Annotated in this window: 21 protein-coding genes and 1 riboswitch; of the genes, 11 read left to right on the top strand and 10 right to left on the bottom strand. The window is 71.0% G+C overall.

The window, feature by feature from the left end; genetic code table 11:
• Window positions 1–37: 37 nt before the first annotated feature.
• A complete protein-coding gene (locus tag ACFZCP_RS30810; RefSeq protein ID WP_391433204.1) occupies window positions 38–619 on the bottom strand; it encodes a peptidoglycan DD-metalloendopeptidase family protein in 582 nt (193 codons plus the stop codon).
• 274 nt (window positions 620–893) lie between these two features.
• On the opposite strand from ACFZCP_RS30810, the gene rpsB reads away from it, so the two are divergent.
• The 5 genes from rpsB (at window position 894) to ACFZCP_RS30785 (ending at window position 5,711) form a co-directional block, all read left to right on the top strand.
• Window positions 894–1,817, top strand: coding sequence for a 30S ribosomal protein S2 (gene rpsB, locus ACFZCP_RS30805; RefSeq protein WP_391433202.1), 924 nt, complete (start codon window positions 894–896; stop codon window positions 1,815–1,817).
• Window positions 1,818–1,968: 151 nt separating this feature from the next.
• Entirely contained in the window at window positions 1,969–2,805 is an 837-nt protein-coding gene (gene tsf, locus ACFZCP_RS30800) for a translation elongation factor Ts (protein WP_391433199.1), read from the top strand.
• A gap of 203 nt (window positions 2,806–3,008) precedes the next feature.
• The gene (gene pyrH, locus ACFZCP_RS30795) at window positions 3,009–3,767 is read left to right on the top strand and encodes a UMP kinase (RefSeq protein ID WP_116146707.1); all 759 of its coding nucleotides are present in this window, start codon (window positions 3,009–3,011) and stop codon (window positions 3,765–3,767) included.
• A gap of 184 nt (window positions 3,768–3,951) precedes the next feature.
• Window positions 3,952–4,509 carry a ribosome recycling factor gene (gene frr / locus ACFZCP_RS30790; RefSeq protein WP_391433195.1) on the top strand — a complete coding sequence of 186 codons (558 nt, stop codon included), beginning with the start codon at window positions 3,952–3,954 and terminating at the stop codon, window positions 4,507–4,509.
• Window positions 4,509–5,711 carry a phosphatidate cytidylyltransferase gene (locus ACFZCP_RS30785; protein WP_391433193.1) on the top strand — a complete coding sequence of 401 codons (1,203 nt, stop codon included), beginning with the start codon at window positions 4,509–4,511 and terminating at the stop codon, window positions 5,709–5,711. Before frr ends, ACFZCP_RS30785 begins: the two co-directional genes overlap by 1 nt.
• 93 nt (window positions 5,712–5,804) lie before the next feature.
• Here the strand turns inward: ACFZCP_RS30785 and ACFZCP_RS30780 are convergent, their stop codons facing one another.
• Together ACFZCP_RS30780 and ACFZCP_RS30775 are read right to left on the bottom strand one after the other, a co-directional pair.
• Complete coding sequence (locus ACFZCP_RS30780; RefSeq protein ID WP_391433190.1) at window positions 5,805–6,590, bottom strand: SMI1/KNR4 family protein; 786 nt, start codon at window positions 6,588–6,590, stop codon at window positions 5,805–5,807.
• On the bottom strand, window positions 6,587–6,919 hold the full coding sequence (locus ACFZCP_RS30775) for a deoxyxylulose-5-phosphate synthase (protein ID WP_391433187.1): 333 nt from the start codon (window positions 6,917–6,919) through the stop codon (window positions 6,587–6,589). The genes ACFZCP_RS30780 and ACFZCP_RS30775 overlap by 4 nt, the downstream gene beginning before the upstream one ends.
• A 244-nt stretch (window positions 6,920–7,163) precedes the next feature.
• Here ACFZCP_RS30775 and ACFZCP_RS30770 point away from each other — a divergent pair, with 244 nt between their 5' ends.
• The 6 genes from ACFZCP_RS30770 to ACFZCP_RS30745 all read left to right on the top strand — a co-directional run bounded on the left by ACFZCP_RS30770 (window position 7,164) and on the right by ACFZCP_RS30745 (window position 15,163).
• Window positions 7,164–8,372 (top strand): cytochrome P450, encoded by a 1,209-nt coding sequence (locus ACFZCP_RS30770; RefSeq protein ID WP_391433184.1) that lies wholly within the window; start codon window positions 7,164–7,166, stop codon window positions 8,370–8,372.
• Window positions 8,373–9,224: 852 nt separating this feature from the next.
• Window positions 9,225–10,331, top strand: coding sequence for a 23S rRNA (adenine(2503)-C(2))-methyltransferase RlmN (gene rlmN, locus ACFZCP_RS30765; protein ID WP_391433180.1), 1,107 nt, complete (start codon window positions 9,225–9,227; stop codon window positions 10,329–10,331).
• Window positions 10,332–10,364: 33 nt separating this feature from the next.
• A riboswitch (TPP riboswitch) is annotated at window positions 10,365–10,472 on the top strand.
• Window positions 10,473–10,553: 81 nt separating this feature from the next.
• On the top strand, window positions 10,554–11,627 hold the full coding sequence (locus tag ACFZCP_RS30760; RefSeq protein WP_391433177.1) for a thiamine ABC transporter substrate-binding protein: 1,074 nt from the start codon (window positions 10,554–10,556) through the stop codon (window positions 11,625–11,627).
• An 89-nt stretch (window positions 11,628–11,716) separates the two neighbouring features.
• Window positions 11,717–13,318, top strand: coding sequence for an ABC transporter permease subunit (locus ACFZCP_RS30755; RefSeq protein WP_391433173.1), 1,602 nt, complete (start codon window positions 11,717–11,719; stop codon window positions 13,316–13,318).
• Window positions 13,318–14,340, top strand: a complete 1,023-nt coding sequence (locus tag ACFZCP_RS30750) for an ATP-binding cassette domain-containing protein (RefSeq protein ID WP_391433170.1) — start codon at window positions 13,318–13,320, stop codon at window positions 14,338–14,340. The genes ACFZCP_RS30755 and ACFZCP_RS30750 overlap by 1 nt, the downstream gene beginning before the upstream one ends.
• A 25-nt stretch (window positions 14,341–14,365) precedes the next feature.
• A complete protein-coding gene (locus ACFZCP_RS30745) occupies window positions 14,366–15,163 on the top strand; it encodes a maleylpyruvate isomerase N-terminal domain-containing protein (RefSeq protein WP_391433166.1) in 798 nt (265 codons plus the stop codon).
• 72 nt (window positions 15,164–15,235) lie between these two features.
• On the opposite strand, the gene ACFZCP_RS30740 is transcribed toward ACFZCP_RS30745, so the two are convergent.
• The 7 genes from ACFZCP_RS30740 to ACFZCP_RS30710 form a co-directional block, all read right to left on the bottom strand.
• Window positions 15,236–15,925: an LAETG motif-containing sortase-dependent surface protein gene (locus ACFZCP_RS30740; protein ID WP_391433162.1), complete on the bottom strand. Its 690-nt coding sequence runs from the start codon at window positions 15,923–15,925 to the stop codon at window positions 15,236–15,238.
• Window positions 15,926–16,085: 160 nt separating this feature from the next.
• Window positions 16,086–17,210, bottom strand: a complete 1,125-nt coding sequence (locus ACFZCP_RS30735; RefSeq protein ID WP_391433159.1) for an LOG family protein — start codon at window positions 17,208–17,210, stop codon at window positions 16,086–16,088.
• 37 nt (window positions 17,211–17,247) lie between these two features.
• Window positions 17,248–17,655, bottom strand: coding sequence for a VOC family protein (locus tag ACFZCP_RS30730; RefSeq protein WP_391433156.1), 408 nt, complete (start codon window positions 17,653–17,655; stop codon window positions 17,248–17,250).
• Window positions 17,656–17,779: 124 nt separating this feature from the next.
• Window positions 17,780–19,147, bottom strand: coding sequence for a hypothetical protein (locus ACFZCP_RS30725; RefSeq protein ID WP_391433153.1), 1,368 nt, complete (start codon window positions 19,145–19,147; stop codon window positions 17,780–17,782).
• Window positions 19,129–19,872 carry an ATP-binding cassette domain-containing protein gene (locus ACFZCP_RS30720; RefSeq protein WP_362690983.1) on the bottom strand — a complete coding sequence of 248 codons (744 nt, stop codon included), beginning with the start codon at window positions 19,870–19,872 and terminating at the stop codon, window positions 19,129–19,131. Before ACFZCP_RS30720 ends, ACFZCP_RS30725 begins: the two co-directional genes overlap by 19 nt.
• 211 nt (window positions 19,873–20,083) lie before the next feature.
• A complete protein-coding gene (locus tag ACFZCP_RS30715) occupies window positions 20,084–21,466 on the bottom strand; it encodes an aspartate aminotransferase family protein (protein ID WP_391433150.1) in 1,383 nt (460 codons plus the stop codon).
• Window positions 21,451–21,969: an Lrp/AsnC family transcriptional regulator gene (locus ACFZCP_RS30710; protein ID WP_351323573.1), complete on the bottom strand. Its 519-nt coding sequence runs from the start codon at window positions 21,967–21,969 to the stop codon at window positions 21,451–21,453. Before ACFZCP_RS30710 ends, ACFZCP_RS30715 begins: the two co-directional genes overlap by 16 nt.
• Window positions 21,970–22,045 lie beyond the last annotated feature (76 nt).

Below are 22,045 nucleotides of genomic sequence, written 5' to 3'. Positions count from 1 at the left end.
ACTGTGTGCGGCAAGGTCGGGCAGGTGCTGCCCGGGGTCACGGGGGCGCCGGGACACCCAGGACCGGCAGCAGGCGCGACGGCCCCGTGGGCAGCAGGTCCGGGGGGAGCAGGGCCAGCGGGTCGAGGTAGGTCTCACCCCTGCGCAGGCCCCAGTGCACGCAGGTGACGGGGCAGTGCGATCCCATGGCCTCGACCGTGCCCAGCACCTCGCCCGGTCCCACGGTGACCCCCTTCTTCACCGACGGGTTCACCGGTTCGTAGGTCGTCCGCAGATTCGTCCCCGTCAGCTCGACCGAGACCACGCCCCGGCCCGCCACCCGGCCCGCGAAGGTCACCCGGCCGGCCGCAACCGCTCGCACCGGAGCACCGGGGGACGCGCCGAGGTCCACCCCGCGGTGCCCGGGGCCGTACACCGTCGCCGGGGGCTCCCAGCCGCGCAGCACCACGGGCCGCACGCCCACCGGCCAGGCGCGGGCGACGGCTGGAACCCGCTCCGCGGGAAGCGGCCAGGGCGCCGGGGCAGGGGTGTCCGCCCAGGCCAGGGGGGCCAGTACCGTCACCGCCGCGGCCGGCAGCCAGGCCGCCGCCAGGGCCGTGCATCGCCTCACTCGTCGCATGCGAGAACCCTCCCGCAGCCTCTCGGATCATGGCCGGGATCTGTGGACAACTCCCCGGTTGTGGAGAGCGGCGTCACCCGGTGCTCCGCCGGTCCCGTACACTTCTTCTGGCGACCCGGGCCACCGGGTCGACTTCGCACGCCCCGGTACGGCTCCCGGAAACGGTTCGTACCAAGCGCCCCTCGGTCCTTTGTGGCACGGCGCGTCGTGGGCGTCAGGCGCGTCCGCCGTCCGGCGGACGCGGCACAACCGAGAGTTTCAAGGAGATACGGCCATGGCCGTCGTCACGATGCGGGAGCTGCTGGAGAGCGGCGTCCACTTCGGTCACCAGACCCGTCGCTGGAACCCGAAGATGAAGCGCTTCATCTTCACCGAGCGCAACGGCATCTACATCATCGACCTGCTCCAGTCGCTGTCGTACATCGACCGCGCCTACGAGTTCGTCAAGGAGACCGTCGCCCACGGCGGCACGGTCATGTTCGTCGGCACGAAGAAGCAGGCGCAGGAGGCCATCGCCGAGCAGGCCACCCGCGTCGGCATGCCCTACGTCAACCAGCGCTGGCTGGGCGGCATGCTCACCAACTTCTCGACCGTCTACAAGCGTCTGCAGCGCCTGAAGGAGCTTGAGCAGATCGACTTCGAGGACGTCGCGTCCTCCGGTCTGACCAAGAAGGAGCTGCTGGTCCTCTCCCGCGAGAAGGCCAAGCTGGAGAAGACCCTCGGCGGTATCCGCGAGATGCAGAAGGTGCCCAGCGCCGTCTGGATCGTGGACACCAAGAAGGAGCACATCGCCGTTGGTGAGGCCCGGAAGCTGAACATCCCGGTCGTCGCGATCCTCGACACCAACTGCGACCCCGACGAGGTCGACTACAAGATCCCGGGCAACGACGACGCGATCCGCTCCGTCACCCTGCTCACCCGTGTGATCGCCGACGCCGTCGCCGAGGGCCTCATCTCCCGCTCTCGCGTCGCCACCGGTGACAAGGGCGAGAAGGCCGCGGGCGAGCCGCTCGCCGAGTGGGAGCGCGACCTGCTCGAGGGTGAGAAGAAGGACGAGGCTCCGGCTGCCGAGGCCGCCCCGGCCGCCGAGGCTCCGGCCGCTGAGGCTCCGGCCGCCGAGGCCCCTGCTGCCGAGGCCCCTGCCGCCGAGGCCGCCCCGGCCGAGGCCGAGAAGGCCGCCGAGGGCGAGCAGGCCTGACGTCAGTGTTGACGGCGGGGGCGGCGACACGAAGTCCGCCCCCGCTGTTCACCCGTAGGTCGGCACGGTGTCCGTGATCCGCGGCTACATGTGGTTCGCAGACCGTGCAGATCTCCGATCTCCCAAGACTCCGAGAAAGACTCACAGACTCATGGCGAACTACACCGCCGCCGACGTCAAGAAGCTCCGTGAGCTCACCGGCGCCGGCATGATGGACTGCAAGAAGGCGCTGGACGAGGCCGAGGGCAACGTCGAGAAGGCCGTCGAGGCGCTGCGTATCAAGGGCCAGAAGGGCGTCGCCAAGCGCGAGGGCCGCTCCGCCGAGAACGGCGCCGTGGTCTCCATCATCGCCGACGACAACTCCTCCGGCGTCCTCGTCGAGCTGAAGTGCGAGACGGACTTCGTCGCCAAGGGTGACAAGTTCCAGGCCGTGGCCAAGGCCATCGCCGAGCACGTCGCCAAGACGAACCCCGCCGACATCGAGGCCCTGCTCGCCTCCGAGATCGAGGCCGGCAAGACCGTCCAGGCGTTCGTGGACGAGGCCAACGCCAACCTCGGCGAGAAGATCGTCCTGGACCGCTTCGCGCAGTTCTCCGACGGCTTCGTCACCGCCTACATGCACCGCACCATGCCCGACCTGCCCCCGCAGATCGGTGTCCTGGTCGAGCTGGACAAGCCGAACGCCGAGGTTGCCAAGGGCATCGCCCAGCACATCGCCGCCTTCGCGCCGAAGTACCTCTCCAAGGAGGACGTGCCGGCCGAGGTCGTCGAGACCGAGCGTCGTGTCGCCGAGGAGACCACCCGCGCCGAGGGCAAGCCCGAGGCCGCGATCGCCAAGATCGTCGAGGGTCGTCTGGGCGGCTTCTTCAAGGACGCCACGCTGCTCGGCCAGCCGTACGCGCTGGACAACAAGAAGTCGGTCCAGAAGGTGCTGGACGAGGCCGGTGTCACCCTGAAGCGCTTCTCGCGCATCAAGGTCGGCATCTGAGTCCGTACCGCGATCGACGCGCGACCCGAAGAGAATTCTCGGTAGGGTCGACAGCAGTCGTCCGCGCACACAGCCGCATCCAGGCATGTGGCGGACGGCAGCAGATCTGACGAGGAGGCCATTGCCGCGCATGGGAGCGAAAAGCGACCCCACCGGCAATGGCCTTCTTCGTATGTGCAACACGTGAAAGAGGCGGGATCTCCATGACCACCAAGGCCCAGAAGAGCGACGACGGCAAAGTACGCGGCCGGTTTCTGCTGAAGCTGTCCGGAGAGGCCTTCTCCGGCGGCGGCGGCCTGGGCGTGGACCCGGACGTGGTACACAAGATCGCCCGCGAGATCGCGGCCGTCGTGCGTGACGGGGCAGAGGTCGCGGTCGTGATCGGCGGCGGCAACTTCTTCCGCGGCGCCGAACTGCAGCAGCGCGGCATGGACCGCGCCCGCTCCGACTACATGGGCATGCTCGGCACCGTGATGAACTGCCTCGCCCTCCAGGACTTCCTGGAGAAGGAGGGCATCGACAGCCGGGTGCAGACCGCCATCACCATGGGCCAGGTCGCCGAGCCGTACATCCCGCTGCGCGCCGTGCGTCACCTGGAGAAGGGCCGCGTGGTCATCTTCGGCGCCGGTATGGGCATGCCGTACTTCTCCACCGACACCACCGCCGCCCAGCGCGCCCTGGAGATCGACGCCGAGGCGCTGCTCATGGGCAAGAACGGCGTGGACGGGGTCTACGACTCCGACCCCAAGACCAACCCCGACGCCGTCAAGTTCGACGCGCTCGGCTACGGCGAGGTCATCACCCGCGACCTCAAGGTCGCCGACGCCACCGCGATCACGCTGTGCCGCGACAACAAGCTCCCGATCCTCGTGTTCGAGCTGCTCGCGGAGGGCAATATCGCGCGGGCCGTCAAGGGTGAGAAGATCGGCACGCTGGTGGGTGACCAGGGCAGCCGGGCCTGACCGGCACACCCCCGTCACCCGGGGTACGACACCTGTCCGGGGGACGGACGGGACGCACCCTGGCCGGGGGATGGACAATGTCCTGCCGGTCGGGAACCGTGCAGGAAGAAGACGCGACGCAGCCGGCCGCCGCCCCGACGAGGAACAGCAGCCGGGCCTTACTCAAGACACACAGGAGCAAGTGGTGATCGAAGAGATCCTTCTCGAAGCCGAAGAGAAGATGGAGAAGGCCGTCGTGGTCGCCAAGGAGGACTTCGCCGCGATCCGCACCGGTCGTGCCCACCCGGCGATGTTCAACAAGATCGTGGCCGACTACTACGGTGCGCTGACCCCGATCAACCAGCTGGCTTCGTTCTCCGTGCCGGAGCCGCGCATGGCGGTCGTGACGCCGTTCGACAAGACCGCGCTGCGCAACATCGAGCAGGCGATCCGCGACTCCGACCTGGGCGTCAACCCCAGCAACGACGGCAACATCATCCGAGTGGTGTTCCCCGAGCTGACCGAGGAGCGCCGCCGCGACTACGTCAAGGTCGCCAAGGGCAAGGCCGAGGACTCCAAGGTGTCCATCCGCTCCGTGCGCCGCAAGGCCAAGGACGCCATCGACAAGGCGATCAAGGACGGCGAGATCGGCGAGGACGAGGGCCGCCGTGCGGAGAAGGAACTCGACGAACTGACGGCGAAGTACGTCGCCCAGGTGGACGAGCTCCTCAAGCACAAGGAAGCGGAGCTGCTCGAAGTCTGATGAGCGACTCTTCCTGGGGGGCGCCGCCACCATCCGGGTACTGGGGGCCCACTGAGCGTGGGCCTGTCCAGGGGGCTGCCCCGGCGGGTCCCGCGTACGATGCGCCTGTGGCGCAGCAGACTCGCCCCCTGCCCATCGTGCCCGACGGATCCGAGTACGGGGGAGACCAGGACGGCGACCGGGGGGCCGCTCGGCCGAGCGGCCCCTTGTTCGGGGACGAGACGTCGCATCCGGTGCCGCATCCGGCGCCGAGCCCCACCCGGGGGCACCCGCAGAGCCACACCCACCCCCAGCGCCATCACCAGAGTCCAGCGCAGAATCTCTCGCAGAATCCGGAGCCCATGCCCGACGCCCCGCAGCCGGCGCCCGCGCCGGCGCCGCAGAAGAAGAGCGCGGGCCGTGACCTGAGCGCGGCCATAGGGGTCGGTGTCGGGCTCGGTGTGGTGATCATCGCGTCGCTGTTCGTCTACAAGGCCGTGTTCGTCGGCGTGGTCGCCATCGCCGTGGTCGTGGGTCTGTGGGAGCTGACCAGCAGGCTTCAGGAGCGCAAGGGCATCAAGGCGCCGCTGGTGCCGCTCGCGGTCGGCGGTGCGGCGATGGTCGTCGCGGGGTACGCGCGGGGAGTCGAGGGTGCCTGGGTCGCCATGGCCCTGACCGCGCTCGCGGTTCTGGTCTGGCGCATGACCGAGCCGCCCGAGGGCTACCTCAAGGACGTCACGGCCGGTGTCTTCGCGGCGTTCTACGTGCCCTTCCTGGCCACGTTCGTCGCGCTCATGCTCACCGCCGACGACGGCCCGTGGCGGGTGCTGACCTTCCTGCTCCTGACGGTCGTCAGCGACACGGGTGCCTACGCCGTCGGCTGGCGCTTCGGCAAGCACAAGCTCGCCCCGCGCATCAGCCCCGGCAAGACCCGCGAGGGCCTGCTCGGCGCGGTGCTCTTCGCCATGGTCGCGGGCGCCCTGTGCATGCAGTTCCTGATCGACGGCGGCAGCTGGTGGCAGGGTCTCCTGCTGGGCTTCGCGGTCGCGGCCAGCGCCACCCTCGGCGACCTCGGCGAGTCCATGATCAAGCGTGACCTGGGCATCAAGGACATGGGCACCTTGCTTCCCGGGCACGGCGGCATCATGGACCGCCTGGACTCCCTGCTGCCCACCGCTCCGGTGGTGTGGCTGCTGATGGTGGTCTTCGTCGGCTCCGCGTGAGGACCGTCCGCGTGCGGCTTTCGGGCCTCGTCCTGAGTACAGGGCGGGGCCCGTCGTCGTACACCCGCTGCGCGGGGAGCGGCGCCCGGGGGGTCAGGCGTCGTCGGCGTCCCAGTCCGCCAGCGGCAGGCCGTCGGGTGCGGTGATCTCCAGGAGGGTGCAGCCCATGAGCCGGACGGCAGCGAAGAGGCGGTCGCGGACCTGGGTGCGGTCCCCGGGCGGGAAGGAGACACGGATCTGGTGCGGGTGGGAACGGTCGTAGGTGAGATGCCAGTCCGAGTCGCCGGTCGCGAAGTGGTCCTGGCCCTGCTCGCCGTCCGCGGACTGCCACGACCCCCGGTCCACGGTCGGGGCCAGTACGTCCCGAAGGATGCGCAGCCGCTCGTCGTAGGGCCGTGAGCCCTCGGAGAGCCGCAGGCAGCGGTGCAGGCGGGGCCGGAAGGTGTTGAACCAGGGCTGCAGATCCGGCTCCATGCCGGCCAGCACCGTGGTGGACAGCCGCCCCGTCACCCACTCCTCGATGAACCCGGCCACGCCGGTCGCGAACTCCTCCCGCCCGGTGCCCCGGCCCACGACCACCACCGGCCACTGGTCGGGATCCCCGTCGGTGCGCCAGCACAGCCGGTCGGCGTCCATCGTGACGCCCCAGACCAGCAGGCCGTCGTACCGCTCCAGGACGTTGTACGGACTCGTCCCGAACGGTGTGCGCAGGTACAGGTAGTCGCAGAACTCGCCCCAGCCGTACGCCGCGGCCAGCAGCCTGTAGTCCGCGGGCAGCCGTACCCCGAGCCGCTCCTCCGCCTCGGTCCAGTCCCCCTGGGCGTCCACCGGGTCGGCCGGCGGGGGAACGGTTCGGGTGAGGGAGCCCAGGCCCGTCACGGCAGGTCGGCCCGGCACAGGGCCGTCGCGGCCGGCTCGCCGGTACGGCGGGCGTACACCAGCCGCTCGCGTACCTCGCGCAGGGTGCGCGGCCGGTAGCCGGGGCCGTCGCTGCAGCCCATGCGGAAGTGCACTCCCGCATGGAGCAGCACCGTGAGGGTGCGCCAGGCGGCCCGGTCCCGCCTCGGGGGCGCGGCGAAGGCGGATCCCGCGTGCCTCAGCGCGCCCGCACAGCGTGGGCAGGTCCTCCGCTCCCGCCACGGGTCGGGCCACAGCTTGTACGAGACCCGGCAGGACAGGCAGACGTACGAGGTCTTCGCGGGAGGCATGGCCTCAGCGTAGGGAGCCCGCAGGGCGCGGCCAAGCGGGTTTCCGACACCCGGCGCACGTCGGCCGGCGCCTCGCGTTCCGAGGGATCACCCCGCCGGAGCGCGGCCCACGTGAACCGGTGGCGGGGGTCAGCGGCGGGTCACCGGGGTGTCAGCGGCCGGTGCTTGTGTGGTCCGGTTGGGGCCCCCGCCGCCAGGGATGCCGGCCGGCGCGGGTGTTCGTACGCGATGAAGGGGGAGGAGCATGCTCAGTGCTTACTCCAGCGTGCTCGACTGGCCGCTGGCCCGCGTGTGTCCGATGTCGCCGCCGCCGGCCCTCGGTGCGGTACGGGACGGCCCGCCGACGCTGGTCCGTCTGCCGGCGGGCGCCGGTGAGGAACAGCTGGTCTGGCTGATCACCCGCTACGAGGAGGTGAAGGCCGCCCTCAAGGATCCCCGGCTGAGCGCCGACGAGACCCGGCCCGGATTTCCGCTGCGCATCCCGGTGCCCGCCGACGACCGGCCGAGCGGATTCCTGCGCATGGACGACCCGGAGCACGGCCGGCTGCGCAGGATGGTCGCTCCGGAGTTCACCGTGCGCCGGGTGCGCGCCCTGCGGCCCCAGGTCCAGGAGCTGACCGACCGGGCGGCCGACGCGCTGGCCGCCGGCCCGCAACCGGCCGACCTGGTACGGGACTTCGCGGCCAAGGTGTCGGCGCTGGTCATCGCACGGCTGATGGGGATCCCGGACGAGCACACCGCGTTCTTCCTGGAGCAGACCCAGATCCTGCTCACGGATGGTGACCCGGACCTCTCCCTGGCGGCGCACCACCGGATCATCGGCTTCCTCGACGAGAACGCGCGCGCCAAGGAGCACGACCCGGGTGACGACCTGGTCAGCCGTCTCGTCGTCCACCACATGGCCACCGGCGAACTCGACCGCGCCGATCTCCTGGGAATCCTCAAGCTGCTGCTCATCGCCGGCCATGAGTCGACCGCCACGCAGATCGCGGTCAGCACGCTGAGCCTGCTGACCGACGACGGGCTGCGCGCCGAGGTCCTCGCCGACAACGGGGCGCTCCTGCCGAAGTTCGTGGAGGAGTCGATGCGGTTCTGGTCGATCATCCAGGACGGCGTCGTGCGCCAGGCCACCGAGGACCTCCGGATCGGCGAGACCCTGGTCAAGGAGGGCGAGTCGGTGATGATCAGTCTCGTCGCCGCCAACCACGACGCCGCCGTCTTCCCCGATCCCGAGCGTCTCGACATCCACCGCGACGCCTCCGGCCATCTGCTGTGGGGCCACGGCCCCCACTTCTGCCTCGGCGCGTCGCTGGGCCGGCAGGAGGTGACACTCGCCCTCGGCTCCCTCTTCTCCAGGCTGCCCACCCTCCGCCTGGCCTGTGAGGCCTCCCGCCTCCGTTTCCGCGAGAACCCCGTCTTCCACTGCCTTGCCGAGCTGCCGGTCGCCTGGTGACCGACCGCCCGATAGCGCGCGAGGGGACGCCCCCGGCGTGGAGGGACCGAAGTATGCGGGGGGACGACCTCGGCGTGGCTGCCGCCCGACTCGGCGACCGCTCACACAAGCGCCCACGCAGGCGCTCGGCGCGAACCCCGGCCGAGCGCCCGCACTCGGTCTCCGCCTCGTTCGTAGTCGTAGTCGTAGTCGTAGCCGTAGCCGTAGTCCTACGCGGCCGTCCACACGTCCGGTCCGCCTCCACGCCACTCGATCAGATCTGATGTCGAAGGGTCGACGTCGTCGAGTCCTGCCCGTCTCAGGAACTCCTCGACGTCCCCCGGGCCGCCTGCCAGACCAAGGGACTCCGCGGCCACCGTCACGCGGCGTCGACCGCCCCGCGACGGTGGATGTACGACCACGGGTCGCTTGTGGGGCATGCCCATGGGATCACCGCTCTTTCGGTCATGCGTTTCCGGGCGCCGGTGCGCCACGGTCCAGCAGTCGCCCATGGGCACTGGGCCATGACGCGACGCGCGAAGCGCACCAGCTCCGGACGGGGCAGCATGGATTCGTTCGCGCGTTCGATTCTAGGGGGTCGGTGTCACGAACACCACGGGCCCGGCGGCGGCCCGCATCCGGTCGGCCGGCGGACGTGCAGAGCTTCAACCTGCGAAGACGCTCTCGCTGCCCTCGGCGGGCCGGGCCGTCCGTGGGCCGTCCGCGGGTCGTCCGTGGGCCGTCCGCGGGTCGTCCGCGGGTCGTCCGCGGGTCGTCCGAGGGGTGGCACGACACCTGGGAACGACCGGTGGCGGCCACCCGCACGACCGAGTCCCCAGGTCACCCGATTGGATCTGCGACACTGATAAGGCCATGCCTAAGCCCGGAGAACTCATTTTCGTCGCCCCGCGCGGAGCCAAGAAGCCGCCGCGGCACCTTGCCGACCTCACACCCGCCGAGCGCAAGGAAGCGGTGGCCGAGATCGGCGAGAAGCCGTTCCGCGCCAAGCAGCTCTCGCAGCACTACTTCGCGCGGTACGCGCACGACCCCGAGCAGTGGACCGACATCCCGGCCGGCTCGCGGGACATGCTGCGCGAGGCGCTCTTCCCGGAGCTGATGACCGTCGTCCGGCATCTGTCGACCGACCAGGGCACGACCCGCAAGACACTGTGGCGCCTGTTCGACGGCACCCTCGTGGAGTCCGTGCTGATGCGCTACCCGGACCGGGTGACCATGTGCATCAGCTCCCAGGCGGGGTGCGGGATGAACTGCCCGTTCTGCGCGACCGGGCAGGCGGGGCTCGACCGGAATCTGTCGACCGCCGAGATCGTCCATCAGATCGTGGACGGGATGCGGGCGCTGCGCGACGGCGAGGTTCCCGGCGGCCCGTCGCGGCTGTCCAACATCGTCTTCATGGGGATGGGCGAGCCGCTCGCCAACTACAAGCGTGTGGTGGGCGCCGTCCGTGCGCTCACCGATCCCGCCCCGGACGGACTCGGGCTGTCCCAGCGGGGCATCACCGTGTCGACCGTCGGGCTGGTGCCCGCCATCCACCGGTTCGCCGACGAGGGCTTCAAGTGCCGCCTGGCGATCTCCCTGCACGCCCCGGACGACGAGCTGCGCGACACCCTCGTCCCCGTGAACACGCGGTGGAAGGTGCGCGAGGTGCTGGACGCCGGGTTCGAGTACACCGAGAAGTCCGGGCGCCGGCTCTCCATCGAGTACGCGCTGATCCGGGACATCAACGACCAGGCCTGGCGTGGTGACCGGCTCGGGCGGCTGCTCAGGGGCAAGCCCGTGCACGTCAACCTCATTCCGCTGAACCCGACGCCGGGGTCGAAGTGGACGGCCTCGCGCCCCGAGGACGAGAAGGCGTTCGTGGAGGCGATCGCCGCCCACGGAGTGCCGGTCACGATCCGGGACACCCGGGGCCAGGAGATCGACGGGGCGTGCGGTCAGCTCGCGGCCACCGAGCGGTAATCTGGCTGCGTTCGATTACGTCTCAACATCTTCATATTCCGACAGGGGAGCGCCACAGCGCTGAGAGTGCGGCGATCGGGCCGCAGACCCTCTGAACCTTGCCCAGGTCATTCTGGGTAGGAAGTTCGGTCTTCACTCATGCTGTTGCGCCCTGCCCGCAATCCTCTCCGAGGGACCGGGCGGGGCCGCGTTCTTCCTGGCCAACCCCAGGAGGACATTCACGTGCACACCAAGACCCTCGTGGCCGCGGCGGTCGGCCTCGGCCTGGTCACCTTGTCCGCATGCGGATCGACGGACACCAAGGGCGCCACGGACTCCAGGACCGTGACCCTCGTCAGCCACGACTCGTGGGCCGTGTCCAAGAACGTGCTCAAGGACTTCGAGAAGCAGTCCGGTTACAAGGTGCGGGTCCTGCCGGGCGGCGACGCCGGCCAGGCCGTCAACAAGGCGATCCTGACCAAGGACAACCCGCAGGGCGACGTCTTCTTCGGCGTCGACAACACCCTGCTGTCACGGGCCCTCGACAACGGCCTGTTCCAGCCGTACGCGGCGAAGGGCCTGGCAACGGCCGGTGCCGCCTACCAGCTCGACAAGGACAAGCACCGGGTCACGCCCGTCGACTACGGCGACATCTGCGTCAACTACGACAAGGCCTACTTCGCCCAGCACCACCTGACCCCGCCGCAGACCTTCGCCGACCTGGCCAAGCCCGCGTACAAGAACCTCCTCGTCACCGAGAACGCGGCCACCTCCTCGCCGGGCCTCGGCTTCCTGCTCGGCAGCGCGGCCCAGTACGGGGACGGGGGCTGGCAGGGCTACTGGAAGAAGCTCCAGGCCAACGGCGTCAAGGTCGTCGACGGCTGGGAGCAGGCCTACTCCCAGGAGTTCTCCGGCTCGTCCGAGGGGAAGAAGGCCGGGGGCGACCGGCCGCTCGTGGTGTCCTACGCCTCCTCCCCGCCCGCCGAGGTGATCTACGCCAAGAAGCGGCCCGACACCGCCCCGACGGGCGTCGCGACCGGCACCTGCTTCCGGCAGATCGAGTTCGCCGGGCTGCTGAGCAACGCGAAGAACACCAAGGGCGGCAAGGCGTTCATCGACTTCCTGCTCTCCAAGGAGTTCCAGCAGGACATGCCGCTGAACATGTTCGTGTACCCGGTGGTGAAGGGCGCCGCGGTGCCGGCCGACTTCACGAAGTACGGGCCGGCCGCCAAGAGCCCCGAGACGATGGCCCCCGAAAAGATCGCCGCCAACCGCGACCAGTGGGTCAAGTCGTGGACGTCGCTCGTACTGAAGTAGCGGCGGGGGCGGCTGCCGGCCCGGCCGCCGACGAAGCGGCCGGGCCGACGGCCGGGAAGCGCCGTGGGAGCGCGGCGCGGCTCGGGCTCATGGCCCTGCCCGTCGCGTTCTTCGCCGTGTTCTTCGCCTGGCCCGTCGCCGCGATCGTGGCGCGCGGGCTGAAGGTGGACGGAGTCTGGCAGTTCGGCCGGATGGCGGACGTCGTCACCCGGCCGGACATCCGCCACGTGCTGTGGTTCACCACCTGGCAGGCGCTCGCCTCCACCGCGCTCACCCTGCTGCTCGCCCTGCCCGCCGCCTACGTCTTCGCCCGTCTCGACTTCCCCGGCAAGCAGGTGCTGCGGGCCGTCGTCACGGTCCCGTTCGTGCTGCCGACCGTCGTCGTCGGCACCGCCTTCCTGGCACTGGTCGGGCGCGGCGGACTGCTGGACGACCTGTGGGGTCTGCGGCTGGACACCACGGTGTGGGCGATCCTGCTGGCGCACGTCTTCTTCAACTACGCGGTCGTCGTCCGCACGGTCGGCGGGCTGTGGGCCCAGCTCGACCCCCGGCAGGAACAGGCCGCCCGGATGCTCGGCGCCTCGCCCCTCGGGGCCTGGCGGAAGGTGACCCTGCCGGCCCTCGCGCCCGCCGTCGCCGCCGCCGCGCTGATGGTGTTCCTGTTCACCTTCACCTCCTTCGGCGTGGTGCAGATCCTCGGCGGGCCCACCTTCTCCACCCTCGAAGTGGAGATCTACCGCCAGACCTCCGAGATCTTCGACCTGTCCACGGCCGCCGTCCTCACCGTCGTCCAGTTCGTCGCGGTGGGCGCGATCCTCGCCGTGCACGCCCGGACGGTACGGCGGCGGGAGACCGCCCTGCGCCTGGTGGACGCCGCGGTCACGGCCCGCCGACCGCGCGGGGCCGGGCAGTGGGCGCTGCTCGCCTCGGTCCTCGTCACCGTCGCGCTGCTCCTGGTGATGCCGCTCGCCGTGCTCGTGCAGCGCTCCCTCGACGCCCCCGGTCTCGGCTACTACCGGGCGCTGACGAACGCCGACGGCGGCACCTTCCTCGTGGCGCCGCTGCACGCCGTGTGGACCTCCCTGGAGTACGCCCTCGCCGCCACCGCCATCGCGGTGCTGATCGGGGGTCTCGCCGCGGCCGCGCTGGCCCGCCGGGACGCGGGCCGGCTGGTGCGCGGCTTCGACGCGCTGCTGATGCTGCCGCTCGGCGTCTCCGCCGTGACCGTCGGCTTCGGCTTCCTGATCGCGCTGGACAAGCCCCCGCTGGACCTGCGCCAGTCCTGGATCCTGGTACCGCTCGCCCAGGCGCTGGTGGGAGCCCCCTTCGTCGTACGGACCATGCTGCCCGTGCTGCGGGCGGTGGACGGACGGCTCAGGGAGGCGGCGGCCGTGCTCGGGGCCTCGCCCTGGCGGGTGTGGCGGGAGGTCGATCTGCCGCTCGTACGGCGGGCGCTGCTGGTCGCGGCAGGGTTCGCGTTCGCCGTGTCCCTCGGGGAGTTCGGGGCGACCGTGTTCATCGCGCGGCCCGACGACCCGACGCTCCCGGTCGCCGTGGCCCGTCTGCTGAGCCGGCCCGGGGACCTCAACTACGGGCAGGCGATGGCCCTGTCCACGATTCTGATGGTGGTCTGCGCGGCCGCCCTGCTCGTGCTGGAGCGGCTGCGCATCGACCGGACGGGGGAGTTCTGATGCTGCTGAGCCTGGACGCCGCGACCGTACGCTTCGGCGGGCGTCCCGTCCTGGACGCGGTCGGCCTGGACGTCGCCGAGCACGAGGTGGTGTGTGTGCTCGGGCCCAGCGGCAGCGGGAAGTCGACGCTGCTCAGGGCGGTGGCCGGGCTGCAGCCGCTGGACTTCGGGCGGGTGCTGCTCGACGGCCGTGACCAGGCGGGTGTGCCCGCGCACCGGCGGGGCGTCGGGCTGATGTTCCAGGACCATCAGCTCTTCCCGCAGCGGGACGTCGGCGGCAACGTGGACTTCGGGCTGCGGATGCACGGGGTGCCCAGGGGCGAACGGGACGCGCAGATCGCACAGTTGCTGGAGATGGTGGGTCTGCCGGGGGCCGCCGGGCGGCCCGTGGCCGCGCTGTCCGGCGGCGAGCAGCAGCGGGTCGCCCTCGCCCGGGCACTGGCGCCCCGGCCCCGGCTGCTCATGCTCGACGAGCCGCTGGGCCAGCTCGACCGCTCGCTGCGGGAACGGCTGGTGGTCGAACTGCGCGAGCTGTTCGGCCGGCTGGGGACGACCGTGCTCGCCGTCACCCATGACCAGGGCGAGGCCTTCGCGCTGGCCGACCGGGTCGTGGTGATGCGCGACGGGCGGATCGCCCAGTCCGGGACGCCCCTGGAGGTGTGGCAGCGGCCGGCCGACGAGTTCGTGGCCCGTTTCCTCGGCTTCGACAACGTGGTCCCGGCGACCGTCGCGGAGTCGGTCGCCAGCACCCCGTGGGGCAAGCTGCCGGTGCCCGAGGGCTCGCCCCAGGGCGACCGTCCGCTGCTCGTCCGGCCCGCCGGCGTCCGGCTCGTGGCGGCCGGCGACGGACTGGCGTGCACGGTGGTGGCCCGCACCTTCAAGGGCACCCATGTGTCCGTCCGGCTGCGGCCCCGCGACGGCGGCCCGCTCCTGGAGGCGGCCTGTGCGCTGCGGGATGCGCCGGACACCGGGGCCGACGTGGGCGTCGGGTTCGACGTGGCCGAAATCGACGTGCTCGGGTGATCACCGCGCCCCTAGGGTGAGGGGCATGACTTTGCTCGCACATGACCGATACTGCGATGAAATCGCCCATCAGGTAGACCGGTTGAGGGCAGTGGTGACCTCCGGCACGGACCTGTCCGCCACCGTGCCGACCTGCCCGGACTGGTCGCTGGAGGACCTCGTGCGCCACATGGGCGGCGCCCTGCGCTGGGTGGACACCCTGGTCCGCAGCCGGGCACAGGAGAACATCCCCGAGGAGCGGATCCCGCTCGCTGCGGGGCCCGGTGAGCGGGGCGACGCGGCGGCCCTGGACAAGTGGCTGGCCGAGACCGGCGAGCGGGTCGTCGAGGCGCTGCGCGAGGCCGGGCCCGACACCTCGGTGTGGACATGGGCCGGGACCGCCGACTCCGGCTTCTGGGCCCGCCGCATGACCCACGAGATCACCGTGCACCGCGCCGACGCGGCGCTCGCGGCCGGGCTGCCCTACGAGGTCGCCCCCGAGATCGCCGCCGACGCGGTGGACGAGTGGCTGCAGCTCGTGGAGTGGGTGCAGCGCAGCGGCGCGCACCCGGCGGCCCAGGAACTGCGCGGCCCCGGCCACAGCATCCATCTGCACGCCACCGACACCGATCCGGCGCTGAACGCCGAGTGGCTCATCGAGCTGGGCGAAGAGGGCGTCGGCTGGCGCCGCGGCCACGAGAAGGCGACCGTCGCCCTGCGCGGCCCCCTCACCCCGCTGCTGCTCGCCTTCTACCGGCGGCTGCCCCTGGACGCCCCGGGCCTGGAGGTGCTGGGCGAGCGCGAGGTGCTGGAGTTCTGGCTGGAGCGGGCGACGTTCGGCTGAACACGACCGCGGCCCGCCCCCGGGATACGGGGACGGGCCGCAGTGGTGCACGCGCGGGAGGTGAAGGCGGCGTCAGCTGCCGCTCTTCGCCCCGCGTCGGCGCATGCCGAAGTAGACGGCGCCACCGCCGACGACCACCAGGGCGCCCGCGACACCGGCGATCAGGGGGGTGTTGGAGTCCGCTCCGGTCTCAGCGAGGTTCGAGTCACCGGCCGCGGGGGACGGCGCGTTGCTCGGCGCGCCCGCCGGGGCGGAGCTGCTCTCGGAGGCCGAGGGCGTGGGGGTCGCGGTGGGCGTCGAGGGCTTCGACGGCTTCGTGGACGCGGGGGCCGACGGAGTCGGAGTCGAGGACTCCTCCTTCTTGCAGGCCGTGGCCGGGGTCACGAGGTCGGGCTTGATGTCCTCGTCGACCTTGTTGCCGGCCTTGACGTGGACGCGGTAGGTCGCGTTGGGCTTCCAGTCCTCGGCGAAGGTGACCGTGACGCCCTCGGCGGTGCCTTTGACGTTCTCCGGCTTGCCGACCTGCTTCTCGACGCCGGCGTCGCTCTTGGAGAACACGGTGATGACGGCCGGGGTGCCGGAGCCGTCCTTGTCGCTGACGACGATGGAGCCCTTGTCACCGGCGCACGTGGCCTCGGCGGAGAACTCGGTGATGCTGCAGGCGAGGGCCTGCCCGGCGACACCGAGAGCCAGTGCGGCGGACGCGGAGGCAACACCCAGGATGCGCACGGAACGGCTTGCGCTGCGGCGAGTTATGGACACGTTTGTCCTTTACAGAGTGCATAACTGCGGGGGGTTGAGGGAGGGAGGGACGACGTGTGAGGTGAGGTCCCGGCACCCCCAAGAGGCTCACAGGTTTATAAGCGCTCCATAAGAAGTGTCAATGCATATGCCTCCGGCGGCCGTTGCCTTTGCCTTCTTATTAACTGCAGAGACGTTTCAACACCGGAGCAGCCTGCTCGATCCGGTCAACGAGGGCGATACGGGACTCCATCGCCCGTCCCCGGGCGAGTGACCGCAGCAGCGGCCAGGCGGGCAACTCCCGCGTCCAGTGGTCCTCGTTCACGAGCACCATGGGCGTGGGTTCGCCCCGCGACTCGTAGTAGTTCGGCGTCGCGTTGTCGAAGATCTCCTGTACGGTCCCGGCGGCGCCCGGCAAAAACACCACCCCGGCGGTGGAGCGGGCCAGCAGTCCGTCCTCGCGCGTGGCGTTGGCGAAGTACTTGGCTATGTGCGCGGCGAAGGCGTTCGGCGGCTCATGGCCGTAGAACCAGGTGGGGATGCCCACCGACTCGCCGCCGCCGGGCCAGCGCTCGCGCACCTCGAACGCGGCACGCACCCAGTCGGTGACGGACGGCCGGAACGAGGGCGCCTTGGCGAGCAACTGCAGCGCGTCGTCGAGCATGGCGTCCTCGAAGGGGGCGGCGTACGCGCCGAGGTTCGCCGCCTCCATCGCGCCGGGCCCGCCGCCGGTGGCGACCGTGAAACCGGCGCGTGCCAGCTCGCGGCCGAGCCGGGCCGCTCCCGCGTAGGCGTCCGTGCCGCGGGACATCGCGTGCCCGCCCATGACGCCCACCACCCGGGCGCCGGCGAGGAGTTCGTCGAGCGCGTCGGAGACGGCGTCGTCGTGGATCGAGCGCAGCATCGAGGCGAAGATGTCCCCGTCGGACTTCGTCGCCTGGAACCAGGTGTAGGCCCGGGCGTCCGGTGTCCCCTCGTAGCCGTCGCCGAGCGAGGCGAACAACTCGTTGGGCGTGTAGACGAAGCCGCGGTAGGGGTCGAAGGGGAGTCCCGGGACCGGCGGGAACACCAGGGCGCCCGACGCCCTGACGTGCGCGGCCGCCTCGGGCTCCATCGGGCAGCCGAGGAAGACGGCTTCCGTGGTGTCGACGGCGAGGAGGGCGTCCGTGCGGGCCGTCAGATCGACGGCCTGGACACGGAACCGGGCGAGCGAGCCATGCCGGCCGACGACCTCGTCGAACTCGGTGAGGGACTCGATCTCGCGGTCGTGGGAGGCCCGTTCGGGCCGGGCGGGTGTCGGATGCACCCGCCCATGCTAGGCACGGATGTTCGGTTCGCGAGGGTCAGCCCTGGACCGCCGCCGGGTCCATCCACATGACCTCCCAGGTGTGGCCGTCGAGGTCGTCGAAGGCGCGGCCGTACATGAACCCGTGGTCCTGGGGCTCGCCATGGGCGGTGCCGCCCGCCGCGATCGCCCTGTCCACCAGCTCGTCCACCTTCGCGCGGCTCTCGGCGCTCAGACACAGCAGCACCTCGCTGGACTTGGCCGGGTCCACGATCTCCTTGTCGGTGAACTGGGAGTAGTGCTGCCGGGTCATGAGCATCGCGACGATCGTGTCGCTGATCACCACACAGGCGCACTCGTCGGTGCTGAACTGCGGGTTGATGTCGTAGCCCAGCTCCGTGAAGAACTGCTTCGTGGCGGCGACATCGTTGGTGACCAGGTTCACGAAGATCATCTGCTGGTACATGGGGTCTCTCCCTCGGGTCCGTGCGCTGCTGCTGTTCGATGGGGTAGACGCCGGCCCGCCGCGGAACTCATCGGCCGTCGGAGAACTTCTTCGCACGGCGTGCGCAGCGCTCTCCCGCCACGCCTCAGCGGGCCTTCGGTAGCGCCGTCAGGTTCGCGATCAGCAGGGCGAACGGGCCGAACAGGGTGAGCAGGGCGGCCGCGCGCAGGGCCGCGGCGCTGCGCAGCATCGAGGCGGGAGCGCCGAGGCGCAGCAGGGCGGCGGTGGTGTCGGCGCGGCTCTGGCGGGCTTCGACGGCCGCCGTCAGCAGGGTGGCCACCGTGCAGCCGGCGACCACGAGCGTGCCCAGCGCGGTGAGGGGGCCGAAGTCGGCGGCGGGACGGTCGTGGAGCACGGCCATGGCGTAGGCGGCGGACGCCACCGCGCAGACCACGCCCAGGGGCCGCCCGATCCGGGTGGCCTCCGCCATCAGGACCCGGCCGGCCAGGAGCCGGAGCGCTCCGGGGCGGTACGACTGGAGCAGGCGTCCGCACAGCTCGGTCAGGCCGGGGGAGGCGATCACCAGGCCCACGGCGGTGATGATCCAGCCGGCCAGCACGGCCCCGGCGTCGACGGGCAGCGCGGTGAGGGCAGGGACGGCGGCGGAGGGGCTCGCATAGGTCTGCACGGCGAGACCCGCGGCGAGGGCGGCCACACCCCAGGGCAGGCCGGCCACCGCCCGGCTCGGGCCGCCGCCGGCGAGCACCTCGCTCCAGCCGGTGTCCGGGGCGGCGGGCACGGGGCCGGTTCCGGCACCGGGGGCGGGCACGGAGTCACCGGTGGACTGCGGGACGTCACCGTCCTGCGCGGTCCCCGCCCGCGCATCACCGTCCTGTGCCCCGGCGCTCCCACGGCCGCGCGTACCGGAGCCCCCGGGACCGCCGCCCCGCCGGGCGCCGAAGAGGCCGAGGGCGCGGGCGGCGCGTCCGGTGGCCGGGCGCCTCTCCGCCGGGTGCAGGGCCAGGGCCACCGTCGTCGATGCGATCGCCGGGACCAGGACCAGCAGGGTCAGGGCCCCGGGGAGGGGGAGGGGCCGGCCGGCGGCCAGGAAACCGGCCGCCGCGCCGTCGAAGGGCATGCCCGTCAGGTCGCCGCGCAGGTGCAGGAAGATCAGCAGCGCCAGCAGCGAGCCCAGGGCGCACGACAGGGCCGTGGTCAGCGCCGAGACCGCCATCAGACGGGCCGGGCCGAGGCCGACCGCCGACAGGCCGGGGCGCGGCCGGGTGCCCGGGTCCGTGCGGGCCACCGCGAGCGCGAAGTACGCCGTGGCGGCCAGCGGGACCACGCACCAGGCCAGGCGCAGCAGGGCGGAGCCCGTTGATTCGGGGTGGCCCAGCGCGTAGCCGAGGCAGGACAGGAGGAGGAAGCCGGTGCCGGCCGAGGCCGCGGCCACCAGGAGGCGGCGCAGCTGGACGGCGGGCCGGGCCGCGCGGGTCAGACGTAGAGCGAGCACGCGGCGGCCCGGCCTTCCGCCTCCGGGGAGTCCGGCAGGTGCAGGGTCCTCACGCACCGCCCGTCGAGCAGCGAGACCGTGCGGTCGGCGAAGGCCGCGGTCGCCGCGTCGTGCGTGGCCAGGACGATGGTGATGCCGTGCGAGCGGGCCGCCGTGGTCAGGGTGCGCAGCACCGGAGTCTGGTCCGCGCGGTGCAGCGGGGCCGTCGGCTCGTCGGCGAACAGGACCGTGGGTCCGGAGGCGAGCGCACGGGCGAAGGCGACGCGCTGGCGTCCGGCCTGGCGCAGCTCGTGCGGGCGTCTGCGGGCCTGGTCGCCGACGTCGAGGCGCTCCAGCCACTCCATGGCGGCCACCTTGGACCGGCGGCGGCTGGTGCCGCGCAGCATCAGGGGAAGGGCGGCGTTCTCCCAGGCGTTCAGCTCCGGGACGAGCACGGGGGCCGGGTCGATCCAGCCGAAGCGGTCGCGGCGCAGCCGCTCACGGGCCATCGGTCCCATGGTGTGCACCGGTGTGCTGTTGAACCAGACCTCGCCGCGCTCCGGTGTGACCTGGCCGGACAGACACCGCAGCAACGTGGTCTTGCCGCTGCCGCGCGGGCCGGCGACGGAGAGGATCTCGCCCTCGCGCACGCTGAGCGAGACCCCGGCGAGACCGGGCGAGCCGTCCTGGTGCCTGAAGTGCAGCGAGCGTGCCCACAGCACGTCGTTGTCCGGAGGGGCCTCCATCGGCGTACACCTCGTTCTGATCCGTTTTCCCGTGCCTGATCCCCCGTCCGGGGGAACGAACGGACGGCCGATCGGTCACTGGAACGCTAGGCAGCCGGGGCGCGGAGCCGGGACAGCACACGGCCCCGGGCCTCCGTTCTCACTCGAACGGATGGCACGGGGCCGTGTGCTGATCATCTGGTCAGAGGTATGAGGCCCGGAGCGCGGGGGCTCAGAGCTTCGTCCACGCCTCCGTCAGCGTCGCGCGCAGGATCTGCTCGATCTCGTCGAAGGTCTCCTGGTTGGAGATCAGCGGCGGGGCGAGCTGGACGACCGGGTCGCCGCGGTCGTCGGCACGGCAGTACAGGCCGTTCTCGAAGAGCGCCTTGGAGAGGAAGCCGTACAGGACGCGCTCGGTCTCCTCCTCGTTGAAGGACTCCTTGGTGTTCTTGTCCTTCACCAGCTCGATGCCGTAGAAGAAACCGTTGCCGCGGACGTCGCCGACGATCGGCAGGTCGTGCAGCTTCTGCAGCGTCGAGAGGAACGCTCCCTCGTTGTCCAGCACGTGCTGGTTGAGGTTCTCGCGCTCGAACAGGTCGAGGTTGGCGAGACCCACGGCCGCCGACACCGGATGACCACCAAAGGTGTAGCCGTGCAGGAAGGTGTTGTCGCCCTTGTAGAAGGGCTCGGCGATCCTGTCGGAGACGATGCAGGCGCCGATCGGGGAGTAGCCCGAGGTCATGCCCTTGGCGCAGGTGATCATGTCCGGGACGTAGCCGAACTTGTCGCAGGCGAACATCGTGCCCAGGCGGCCGAAGGCGCAGATGACCTCGTCCGACACGAGCAGCACGTCGTACTTGTCGCAGATCTCGCGCACGCGCTGGAAGTAGCCGGGCGGGGGCGGGAAGCAGCCGCCGGCGTTCTGCACGGGCTCCAGGAAGACCGCGGCGACCGTGTCCGGGCCCTCGAAGAGGATCTCCTGCTCGATCTGGTCGGCGGCCCAGCGGCCGAAGGCCTCCGGGTCGTCGCCGAAGAGCGTGGCGCGGTAGATGTTGGTGTTGGGCACCTTGTGCGCGCCCGGCACCAGCGGCTCGAAGGGGGCCTTCAGGCCCGGCAGGCCGGTGATGGACAGGGCGCCCTGCGGGGTGCCGTGGTAGGCGACCGCACGGGAGATGACCTTGTACTTGGTCGGCTTGCCCTGCAGCTTGAAGTACTGCTTGGCGAGCTTCCAGGCGGTCTCGACGGCCTCGCCGCCGCCGGTGGTGAAGAAGACCTTGTTCAGGTCGCCCGGGGCGTAGTCGGCGATGCGCTCGGCCAGCTCCACGGCCTTCGGGTGGGCGTAGGACCACACCGGGAAGAACGCCAGCTCCTGGGCCTGCTTGAAGGCGGTCTCGGCGAGTTCCGTGCGGCCGTGACCGGCCTGGACCACGAACAGACCGGCGAGACCGTCGAGGTAGCGCTTGCCCTTGTCGTCGTAGATGTAGGTGCCCTCGCCCCGGACGATGGTCGGGACGGGAGAGTTCTCGTACGAGGACATGCGGGTGAAGTGCATCCACAGGTGGTCGTACGCGGTGCGGCTGAGGTCCTTCTGGGTCACGGTTATCGGGTTCCCCACATGTAGGTCTGCTTCTTCAGCTTCAGGTAGACGAAGCTTTCGGTGGAGCGCACCCCGGGAAGGGCCCGGATGCGTTTGTTGATGACGTCCAGCAGGTGGTCGTCGTCCTCGCAGACGATCTCGGCGAGGATGTCGAACGAGCCCGCGGTCATCACCACGTACTCGACTTCCGACATGGCAGTCAGCGCCTCCGCGATGGACTCGACATCGCCCTCGACGTTGACACCGACCATCGCTTGCCGGCGGAAGCCCACGGTGAGCGGGTCCGTGACGGCGACGATCTGCATCACGCCCTGGTCCAGCAGCTTCTGGACGCGCTGGCGCACGGCCGCTTCGGAGAGGCCGACGGCCTTGCCGATCGCGGCGTACGGCCGGCGGCCGTCCTCCTGGAGCTGCTGAATGATGGCGAGGGAGACGGCATCCAGCTGGGGGGTGCCGTTCCTGGACTCGCGGGAGGAGTCCCTCTGGTCTGCGCTTCGACTGGCCACGACCTCACTGTGCACGACGTCTCGACAGTTTCGCAAGGGTGTAGCGATGAAATTCGTTGTCTGAGAGTCCGAGACTTGCGGATTTCGCAGA

This window comes from Streptomyces sp. NPDC007971 (assembly GCF_042958635.1).
GTDB lineage: Bacteria > Actinomycetota > Actinomycetes > Streptomycetales > Streptomycetaceae > Streptomyces.
This window is presented reverse-complemented; position numbering and strand designations above follow the sequence as displayed.

Bases quoted from the DNA above. Each gene is read 5' to 3' on its own strand.
- ACFZCP_RS30810 (WP_391433204.1), bottom strand. From the start codon at position 619: ATGCGACGAGTGAGGCGATGCACGGCCCTGGCGGCGGCCTGGCTGCCG.
- tsf (WP_391433199.1), top strand. From the start codon at position 1,969: ATGGCGAACTACACCGCCGCCGACGTCAAGAAGCTCCGTGAGCTCACC.
- ACFZCP_RS30750 (WP_391433170.1), top strand. From the start codon at position 13,318: ATGCTGCTGAGCCTGGACGCCGCGACCGTACGCTTCGGCGGGCGTCCC.
- rlmN (WP_391433180.1), top strand. From the start codon at position 9,225: ATGCCTAAGCCCGGAGAACTCATTTTCGTCGCCCCGCGCGGAGCCAAG.
- ACFZCP_RS30770 (WP_391433184.1), top strand. From the start codon at position 7,164: ATGCTCAGTGCTTACTCCAGCGTGCTCGACTGGCCGCTGGCCCGCGTG.
- ACFZCP_RS30730 (WP_391433156.1), bottom strand. From the start codon at position 17,655: ATGTACCAGCAGATGATCTTCGTGAACCTGGTCACCAACGATGTCGCC.
- ACFZCP_RS30755 (WP_391433173.1), top strand. From the start codon at position 11,717: ATGGCCCTGCCCGTCGCGTTCTTCGCCGTGTTCTTCGCCTGGCCCGTC.
- ACFZCP_RS30720 (WP_362690983.1), bottom strand. From the start codon at position 19,872: ATGGAGGCCCCTCCGGACAACGACGTGCTGTGGGCACGCTCGCTGCAC.
- rpsB (WP_391433202.1), top strand. From the start codon at position 894: ATGGCCGTCGTCACGATGCGGGAGCTGCTGGAGAGCGGCGTCCACTTC.
- pyrH (WP_116146707.1), top strand. From the start codon at position 3,009: ATGACCACCAAGGCCCAGAAGAGCGACGACGGCAAAGTACGCGGCCGG.
- ACFZCP_RS30745 (WP_391433166.1), top strand. From the start codon at position 14,366: ATGACTTTGCTCGCACATGACCGATACTGCGATGAAATCGCCCATCAG.
- ACFZCP_RS30775 (WP_391433187.1), bottom strand. From the start codon at position 6,919: ATGCCTCCCGCGAAGACCTCGTACGTCTGCCTGTCCTGCCGGGTCTCG.
- ACFZCP_RS30785 (WP_391433193.1), top strand. From the start codon at position 4,509: ATGAGCGACTCTTCCTGGGGGGCGCCGCCACCATCCGGGTACTGGGGG.